This is a genomic window from Longibaculum muris, assembly GCF_004343035.1.
GTDB classification, from domain to species: domain Bacteria; phylum Bacillota_I; class Bacilli_A; order Erysipelotrichales; family Coprobacillaceae; genus Longibaculum; species Longibaculum muris.
Genome location: NZ_SMCQ01000016.1, coordinates 66501 through 76472 on the forward strand (window position 1 = coordinate 66501; position 9972 = coordinate 76472).

The window sequence follows — 9972 nt, forward strand, 5'->3', positions numbered from 1 at the left end:
TTCTTTTGTGATACAATAAAGATACAACTTCTAGGTATGATTATGGTGGAGATGATAGAAATGAAAATATTGATAGTAGAAGATGAAAGAGCTATTGCTGATTTAATTATAATGAATTTATCAAGAATAGGATATCAATGTGATTATGCAGAAAATGGGAGAATAGGAGCTGATAAAATAGAAAACAATTCATATGATCTTATTTTATTAGATATCATGTTACCAGAAGTGAATGGTTATGAATTAATGGAGTATATTGAGCCATTCAATATACCTGTGATTTTTATTACTGCCAAAGGAAGCGTTAAAGATAAAGTGAAAGGGCTACATATGGGAGCAGATGATTATTTAGTGAAACCATTTTCAATAGATGAATTAATTGCCAGAGTCGAAAGTGTATTAAGACGATATCATAAAGGTATGGAAGAAATTCATATATTAAATACGATTATTAATACAAAGAAAATGTGTGTTTATCAAGATGATAAACAAATTGATTTAACTCATAAAGAATATGAATTGTTATTATTTTTAGTCAGAAATAAAAATGTAGCTTTGTATCGTGATGTTTTATATCAAAAAGTATGGCATGAAGATGAGTATGATCAAACCAGAACATTAGATTTACATATTCAAAGATTACGTAAAAAATTAGGATGGTATAAGGAAATTAAAACAGTTTATAAAGTAGGATATATGTTAGAGGTTAATGATGAAATTTGCTGAGAAAATTATTTGGTCTTGTTTATTAACACTTGCTGTTTTATTTTCTATTGGTTCAGCTATTATGATTTATCAAAATCATCATAATCTTTTACAAACAACTATTGATCACGATTTAACCACACAAGAAATAGAATTATATTCTTTAGAAACACGTCTTTATCAAGACTCTATTGGATATCAAAGAGCTTTTGAAAAAGATGAACATTATTTAATGAATAAAGCAATCTATTATTTAGGACAATTTCAATACGCTTCTCAAAATCAAAAAACATTTGCTTTAAGTTTGCCTAATAATGAAGTATTCTATAGTACCATTGATGAAAAATATAAAGAATATATATCTATAGACTATAATCAAAAATATTTTATTAAACATAGAGATGAAAAATACTTCATGTTTATGACATCACAAATTAATGCGGGAGATACAGTTTATTATTTAACATCATGTTATGACTTGACATCAGTTTATCAAGAGCGTGATCGTCAAATAATGAATTTCTTAGTGATTAGTGGTATTTTGTTTTTGGTCGCTTATTTAATATTAAGAATTATTTCATCATACTTAACAAAATCGATTAATAAACTAAATGTCGTCACTCAACGTATTGCAAGTGGTGATTATAGTGAACGTACACAGATTCAAAGTGAAGATGAAATTGGGGAATTATCAAAGAGTTTTGATGAAATGGCAGACATGAATGAAAAAACAATTCATCAGCTTCAAGAAAGTGTTATTCAAAAAGAAGAATTCATGAGTAGTTTTTCGCATGAAGTCAAAACCCCAATGACTGCAATATTAGGCTTTGCTGATTTATTAAGAACTTGTGATTGTGATGAACAAACACGTCAGAAAGCTGCTCAATATATTTATACGGAAGGAAAACGTTTGGAAAATCTTTCTTATACATTGATGGATTTACTGGCTTTAGGAAATAATCAAATAGAATTAAAATCAGTATCAATGAAGGTTATTGTTAAACAATTAAAAGATTATTATCAAGGAAAACATATTCAAAATATATTAGAGTTTGATAAGATGGATATTTGGGTTTTTTCACAAGCAGATTTATTATTTATGTTGTTGCGTAATTTAATTGATAATTCTATAAAAGCAAGTCAAGAAGGACAAAGGATTCAAATAAAGACAGATGTTTTTCATGATAAGGTCAAGATTTCAGTTATTGATGAAGGTATAGGAATGAGTGAAGAAGATGTGAAGAAAGCCACAGAAGCTTTTTATATGGCAGATAAGTCACGTGCACGTTCAATGGGTGGTGCTGGATTAGGACTTACATTTGTGAAACGTATATGTGATGTTCATCATACAGGATTATCCATCCAATCACAATTAGGTGTTGGAACGACAGTAAGCTTTGAATTGGGGGTTGTCACACATGAATAAAAAGAAGATAAGAATGTTTGGAATTATGGTTCTTATAATATCGCTCATCCTTCCTATAGGTATTTCTAAATTATTGGATTTAAAAGAGATTAATAAAGAGATTTCTTTAGAAGATAATCAAACGCAAGAAATATTAAAAAAACATCCGATTATTGTTAATTTATATCGTCATCAACAAGACTATACAGCGGATGCTAAGAGTGAAACATATGTCGTCAAAAGAAAAGATGAGTATTCTGATACAAAACAGAAACAACTTCTTTATTTACAATCATTATTTTCTAATGAAATTCAAAAATTAATTGATTTCAAAATTCTATCACAGCAATTACTCGAAGTGAACAATGATAAAAAATATCAGGTTGAATATGGGACTATAAGAGAATATCAAAATACTTATGATTTAGAGCATATCTTTAGGATGAAACCAGATCCTTATAAAGGAGTAGATTATAGTATGGATGCCGATACTCATAAAATAACTCATATTGAATTAAGACAAGATAATCCATTCAATTATACAGATGATGAATTTAAAGAGATAGCCTTACAAATGATAAAATATTTAGAATTAGATGATATTGATGATTGGGTTTATAATCAATATGGTTATGAGTCAAACCAAGCTAAATTACGTGTATCATGTTACGTGGATAAAAGATATACAGACACTTACAATTTAGTTATTGAAGTCACATTATTGGGTGTCATTAATTCACGATTATGGGGATTATATTTTGATAAATAATTTGTTTTAAAGACAACTTTGTAAAAAAAGTTGTTTTTTTTACAAATTAGATACATTCACTTATTACAATAAAAATGGGTGATAAAAATGAAAAAAATAGTATTAGTATTATTAAGTATTGTATTAATAGGATGTCAAAATTCAAAACAAAAGAAGGCTGTTGTACAAAAGAATGAAAAGAAAGAAGATTTAGTCATTAAAAACTGGCGAGATTTATTTTGGAAAGGTAATTCTAATGAAGATGGTTATTATTTGATTAATCATGATGGAGAAAATAGTTATCTTTGTTATTATGATTATTCTTCTAAACAAGAAGTTTATTTATGTGATAAGCCAGAATGTCAACATAAAGATGAATCATGCACAGCGTATCTAGCACCACCTAATTTATCAAACATGATTTTTGTTTATAAAGATCATTTATATATGATACAAAACTACGGTATTATAATAAATAGTTTAGGTGAGAGAACAGAGGATACAGCAAAGATTATTCAAATGGATTTAGATGGTAAAAATCGTCATGATTTATGTAAGTTAGATGAAGGCTATGAATTTGAGTATACGAGCTTAGTTTTAGGAAATGAGAGTCTTTATATTCCAGTAACCAAAACAAAAAATGTTGAAATGAAGAAAAACAATATAATGAGTGTTGTCGTGCAAAAGAAGCTGTATCAGATTAATTTGAAATCAGGTGAAGCAAAAAATATCATGGATATGAAATATAAAGATATTATAGGAGTGAATGGTCAAAATATCATTATGACAACAATGAGTTATAGTGAGGATCCTCAAAAATACCTTGATCAAAAGAATTATCAAAAATATGATCAGATTCTTATGAATGGAAAATATAATTATGAAACTTATAATTTAGAAACAAAGAAAACAAAAACCATGTCAGTAAAACTCAATGAACAAGGATATTATTATCAAAATAAAAGTTATTACACAAAAAAAGATGGTTTATATTCCTTTGATTTTCAAACGAATCAGGAAACAAAAGTCATCAATTTAGATAAGAATAAAGACTACAATATTACATTCATTGTTGATGATTATGTTATTTTAAATGAGTGGAAGGACAACTTTATCAAAAGTTATAAAGTTTCATTAAAAAATCCAAAGCTAGAAGAATTGAAACAATATTTAAGAACACCAAAAGAACCAGTCAATATTTTAGCACAAACAAAAGATCAATTATTAGTTTTGTATGATCGTGAAGGACATGATGAAAAAACTTGGGCTGGAACTATGCAATATGAAACAACAAAAGAATATATTGGTTTAATTTCAATTGATGATTTTTTACAAGGAAAAAGAAATTATCAACAAATCAAAACTTTAAATGATAAGAGGCGAGAATAATGTTAGAAGTTAAAGATTTATCAAAAACATATAGAGATGTCCAAGCATTAAATCATGTGAGTTTTACATTAAAAGAAGGTGTTTATGCTTTATTAGGTCCTAATGGTTCGGGGAAATCGACTTTAATGAATTTGATTTGTCGTGGTTTGAAACCAACAAATGGCGAGATTCTTTGGAATCATCATAATATTGAAAAACTTGGAAATGATTACTTTCAATTGTTAGGTTATGCACCACAACTTCAAGGATTATATGAGGAAATGACAGGCTTGAGGTTTTTAACCTATATGGCACTTTTAAAAGATATACCTAAAAGTGAAATCAAATTAGAAGTTGAAAGAGTGGCTAAACTTGTTCATATGGAGAATTATTTAAATCGACGAAATCGAACTTATTCTGGTGGAATGAAACAAAGATTATTGGTTGCGCAAGCATTATTAGGCAATCCGCAGTTACTTTTGTTTGATGAACCAACTGCTGGCTTAGATCCAAAAGAACGGGTTTCATTGCGACATGTTTTTGAACAATTAGCAAATGATCATATCATTTTGATTGCAACACATGTTGTATCAGATGTGGAGACTATTGCCAAGGAAATTATTTTTCTAAAAAAAGGAGAAATTGTTGATTTAGGGAATGTGAGTGAATTACTTGAAAAATATCAGAAAGCATCTCTAGAAGATGTTTATTTAGATTTGTTTGGAGATGAACATAATGAAATTGATACAATATGAGTTCATCAAAATCATACAAAAAAGAAGTCTCGTTATTTTCTTAGTCATTCTATGTTTCGTGAATATAGGAATCTTTGCCTATGTACAAAATCTTGACACAACAATTCCACCTTCTAGTTATCATCAATTACAAACTGATTTAGCATCTATTCCTAATCATCAAAGATATGAATATATCAAAACAGAATATGAAAAGTATCAAGGCTTTTTAACTATTGAACAGTTGACAACCCTTCGTTTGAATGTTCAAGATAATCAATATATGATTGATTCAATTTTATCAGATTTTCCTGATGTTGAAGAAAAATATGGGAAACTCTATAAAGAAAATCATCAGCCAGTTTATACTAAGGATTTAGAAAGTGAAGCTTTATTCTTAGAAAATATTTTAAATGAATTTCAAAAATTACATGATTATCCTTCGTATATTGAAAATATTCAAGCAAAAGCACATATGATTTCTCAAATTTCTATTTTTCATAAAGAAAATAGTATTGAAGAAAAGAATATTCAAAAAACAGCTAATGATTATCAATCAAGAATCAATACACCAATCACTTATGAATGTGAAAAAGGGATTTCTTCAATATTGAGTTTTCCCATTACTAGTTTGATGATCATTTTAGCGATGATGGTTATTGCTTCATCCTTGATTATAGATGAAAAAGAAAAGAAGTTATTTTCTATCATCAAAATAACACCTAAGGGACAATACCAAACAATGTTTGCCAAATGTGTAGTTATGTTTTTAATAATTGGAGTTATTACGATTTGCATGATGGTTAGTGAATTATTATATGCTTCTTATATTTATGGATTAGGAAATTTATCAAGAAGTGTACAATCATTGGCACAGTTTTATCAATGTCCTTATTCTTTGACTGTTATTGAATTTATTGGATTGTTTATTTTTATAAAATGGTTGGCAGCTTGTTTAATTGGAACACTTATGTTGTTATGTGCAATTGTATTTAAAAATAAGATCACAATTATGGTATTGATGATATTTATAATGGCAATCGAATATGGATTATATCTTATCATTTCGCCTTTAGATTCTTTATATCTGCTTAAATATTTTAATTTATTTTCTATTTTACAAACAGATACTTTCTTTCAAATATATCGTAATATTGATGTGTTTCATCAACTTATTTCTTTACAAGTACTTACTTTTATTGGATTAGTATGTTTATTATTGATAATGATTGTTTTAACAACCATGACTTATCATTATAAAAGAAATATGTGTATTCAAAATATTGAAATAAAGAATTTTAAACATTTTTCTTTTCCTTCTTTATCTTTATTTCAACAAGAATGTTATAAAATCTTTTTTATTCAAAAAGTTTTTATTTTATGTCTTTTATGTATTTTCGTACAATGTTATCAATATCATTATGTTCCAATTTATCAAGATAGTGAAGAAATCATATATCAACAATATATGAAAGAATTAGAAGGTCCTCTAACAAATGAAAAAGAACAATGGTTGCTTAAACTTCAAAAACATTATGATAATTTAAACCAACAGTTATCACTTATTTCACAAAAAGAGAAAAAAGGTCTTATTTCTCACTCTCTTTCAATCACTTTACAACAAGAAATATCCCAACAACAAATTGGTGAACAATCTTTTCAAAAAGTTTTTCAACAATATCTTGATATCCAAAAGAATCCACAAAAACAATTTGTTTATCCAATGGCATATCAACAATACTTTATTGAAACAACATGGACTTTCATGCCAACATTATTATTATGTTTATTCTTATTGATGAGTATGTCGCATGTTATAAGTTATGAATATCAAAATCATGCTAATCTTGTTACACAACTGACATTGAAAGGACGAAAACCTGTTTTGAAAATCAAACTGGGGTTGTCTTTATTAATAGGTTTCATTTTTCTAATGATGACAATGTTCCCATCTTTATTTTTATTACAACAAAAATATGGATTTGCTTCCTTGAGCGCCTCAGCTACATCGATTCAAGACTTTGCTATTTTTCCTTCTTGGATATCTATTGGGATGATTTGTTTAGCAAGTTTTGTTTTAAAAATCTTAGTTGTTATTTCTATAATTGTGATTATTCATGTTGTAGGAGTGAAAACAAAAAATCATTTACTAACTTTATTTATGAGTACGGCTTTTCTTTTGATGCCGATGATTTTAAGCTATGGAGGATATCATGTATTAGATGCAATCAGTTTATATCCTTTATTTTTTGCTGGACAATATATTTCTTCAGTTCAAGGATTGTTACAAATTTTATTTTCTTTGCTAGGTTATGGGATTTTGTCTGTATTAGGATTAAGATATCTTTTTGCTTATTATCAAAATGTTTAAGATATATGTGATAAAATGATATACTATAAAAAAGTCTATCTTAAGAAAGGAATAATGTTATGGATTTTAAAGATAAAGTTGTTGTGATTACTGGTGGAAGTCAAGGAATAGGAAAAAAGACTGCTGAAATGTTTAAAGAATTAGGGGCACATGTATGTCTTATTGATTTATTAGAAAATGAATATTTTCAAGGGGATATTGGTGATAAAGATACACTTATTCAATTTGCTCATAAAGTGATTACAGATTATGGACATGTTGATTATATTATTAATAATGCCAAGCCTTTGTTTAAAGGAATTGATGAATGCAGTTATGAAGAATTTGAATATGCCTTAAGAGTTGGTGTGACTGCTCCATTTATGCTTGTGAAGTTATTGAAACCTTATTTCAATGAAGGGGCAAGTATTGTGAATATTTCTTCATCAAGGGATGCAATGTCACAAGCTCAAAGTGAAAGCTATACAGCAGCAAAGGGTGGGATTCATGCCTTAACTCATGCACTAGCAATTTCATTGGCAGGCATTGCTAGAGTTAATTCGATTTCACCTGGGTGGATAGAGACAACCGATAAAAAATACGATGGTCCTGATGCTTTACAACATCCTGTGAAAAGAGTAGGAAGGTGTGAAGATATTGCTGAAATGATTTTGTTTTTATGTAGTGAAAAAGCAGGTTTTATTACAGGAGAGAATATTAAAATTGATGGTGGAATGAGTAAACTTATGATTTATCATGATGAAGATGGATGGAAATATCAATAACAGAAATTGGTTAAGAATAATGACATTATTATCTCAAAATAGTGATATTTAATTTTCTAACAAGGGAAAATTGTGTATAATAGAAGTATCAAGTAAAGGAGGAATTATATGGCATTAAGTAAAGATTTTTTATGGGGTGGAGCCTTAGCTGCCCATCAATTTGAAGGTGGAGTCTTGAATACTTCAAAAGGATATAGTGTTGCTGATGTTATGACTGCTGGAGCTCATGGTGTACCACGTGTTATTACTGATGGAGTTGTTGAAGGAAACTATTATCCTAATCATGTAGGTATTGATTTTTATGGTCATTACAAAGAAGATATTGCAATGTTTGCTGAAATGGGATTTAAATGTTTTAGAACATCTATCGCATGGACACGTATTTTCCCTAATGGTGATGAAGATGAACCTAATGAAGAAGGATTACAATTCTATGATGATGTTTTTGATGAATTATTAAAATATGGTATTGAACCAGTCATTACATTATCACACTTTGAAATGCCTTATCATTTAGCAAAAGAATATGGTGGATTCATGAATCGTAAAACGATTGATTTCTTTGTGAAATTCGCTGAAGTTTGCTTTAGAAGATATAAAGATAAGGTTAAATATTGGATGACGTTCAATGAAATTAATAACCAAATGAACTATAAGAATGATATTTTTGGTTGGACAAACAGTGGAGCACATTTTGGAAATTATGATAATCCTGAAGAAGCTATGTATATCTGTGGACATCATACTTTAGTTGCCAGTGCAAGAGCTGTTCAAATTGGTAAAAAGATTAATCCTGATTTCTTAATTGGAAACATGATTGCGATGGTACCTATTTATCCATATTCTTGTCGACCAGCTGATATGGTTTTATCAAATCAAATGATGCATGATCGTTGGTTCTTCTGTGATGTACAATGTCGTGGACATTATCCTGCATATGCATTAAAGATGTTTGAAAGAAAAGGATTCCATATTGATATTACTGAAGAAGATAAGAAAGATTTAGCTGCTGGTACAGTTGATTACATCGGATTCTCTTATTATATGACAAATACAGTTGATTCTACTTCACATAAAGATGTTTCTAAGGCAACTGATGGTTCAAGTGAACATTCTGTAAAGAACCCATTTATTAAAGAATCAGACTGGGGATGGGCAATTGATCCTGAAGGATTACGTTATGCTTTAAATATCTTCTATGAAAGATATGAAAAACCATTATTTATTGTAGAAAATGGTTTTGGAGCAATTGATGTCAAAGAAGAAGATGGAAGTTGTCATGATCCATATCGTATTGACTATTTAAGAGAACATATTAAAGAAATGAAAAAAGCTGTTGAAGAAGATGGTGTAGAATTAATGGGATATACACCATGGGGATGCATTGATTGTGTTTCATTTACAACAGGGGAAATGAAAAAACGTTACGGATTTATTTATGTAGATAGAGATAATGAAGGTAACGGAACATTAGAAAGAAGTAAAAAAGATTCTTTTGACTGGTATAAAAAAGTTATTGCTAGTAATGGAGAAGATTTAGACTAAAATGAAATTCCTCACATTAGATAAGATGTGAGGAATTTTAATTTTATGCAATTGGTATTTGTTATCTTGTGAAAGATAACTTTTTTCATTTTTTTGAAAATAAAAAAAGAAAAACGAGAAATAAATGCGTATATATATAATAGAAGGGTATTGAATAAAATTTGCTTTATGCTATTATATTGTTGAACATACCTCATATGAATATCAAAGCTTTGAACTATAAAAAGGGAGGTATGTAGAATGTTGAATTGTAAAGCTGATCCAACTTTAAAAGATTATTTCAGGGATAAAGTTCATTTTGCTGATTTTTTGAATGGTATCTATTTCTCTGG

Annotated in this window: 8 protein-coding genes; all 8 read left to right on the forward strand. The window is 28.4% G+C overall.

What is annotated here, in order from left to right:
- Nucleotides 1-60: 60 nt before the first annotated feature.
- A complete protein-coding gene (locus EDD60_RS10955) occupies nucleotides 61-726 on the forward strand; it encodes a response regulator transcription factor (protein WP_066451127.1) in 666 nt (221 codons plus the stop codon).
- Nucleotides 713-2131 (forward strand): sensor histidine kinase, encoded by a 1419-nt coding sequence (locus EDD60_RS10960; protein WP_066451130.1) that lies wholly within the window; start codon nucleotides 713-715, stop codon nucleotides 2129-2131. The genes EDD60_RS10955 and EDD60_RS10960 overlap by 14 nt, the downstream gene beginning before the upstream one ends.
- On the forward strand, nucleotides 2124-2879 hold the full coding sequence (locus tag EDD60_RS10965; RefSeq protein WP_066451132.1) for a hypothetical protein: 756 nt from the start codon (nucleotides 2124-2126) through the stop codon (nucleotides 2877-2879). The genes EDD60_RS10960 and EDD60_RS10965 overlap by 8 nt, the downstream gene beginning before the upstream one ends.
- Before the next feature lie 87 nt (nucleotides 2880-2966).
- The gene (locus tag EDD60_RS10970; RefSeq protein WP_066451135.1) at nucleotides 2967-4247 is read left to right on the forward strand and encodes a hypothetical protein; all 1281 of its coding nucleotides are present in this window, start codon (nucleotides 2967-2969) and stop codon (nucleotides 4245-4247) included.
- Nucleotides 4247-4981, forward strand: a complete 735-nt coding sequence (locus EDD60_RS10975; protein ID WP_066451138.1) for an ABC transporter ATP-binding protein — start codon at nucleotides 4247-4249, stop codon at nucleotides 4979-4981. The genes EDD60_RS10970 and EDD60_RS10975 overlap by 1 nt, the downstream gene beginning before the upstream one ends.
- On the forward strand, nucleotides 4962-7331 hold the full coding sequence (locus EDD60_RS10980; protein ID WP_243646669.1) for an ABC transporter permease: 2370 nt from the start codon (nucleotides 4962-4964) through the stop codon (nucleotides 7329-7331). The genes EDD60_RS10975 and EDD60_RS10980 overlap by 20 nt, the downstream gene beginning before the upstream one ends.
- A gap of 59 nt (nucleotides 7332-7390) precedes the next feature.
- Entirely contained in the window at nucleotides 7391-8095 is a 705-nt protein-coding gene (locus EDD60_RS10985) for an SDR family NAD(P)-dependent oxidoreductase (RefSeq protein ID WP_066451146.1), read from the forward strand.
- A 108-nt stretch (nucleotides 8096-8203) separates the two neighbouring features.
- The gene (locus EDD60_RS10990) at nucleotides 8204-9640 is read left to right on the forward strand and encodes a 6-phospho-beta-glucosidase (RefSeq protein ID WP_066451148.1); all 1437 of its coding nucleotides are present in this window, start codon (nucleotides 8204-8206) and stop codon (nucleotides 9638-9640) included.
- Nucleotides 9641-9972 lie beyond the last annotated feature (332 nt).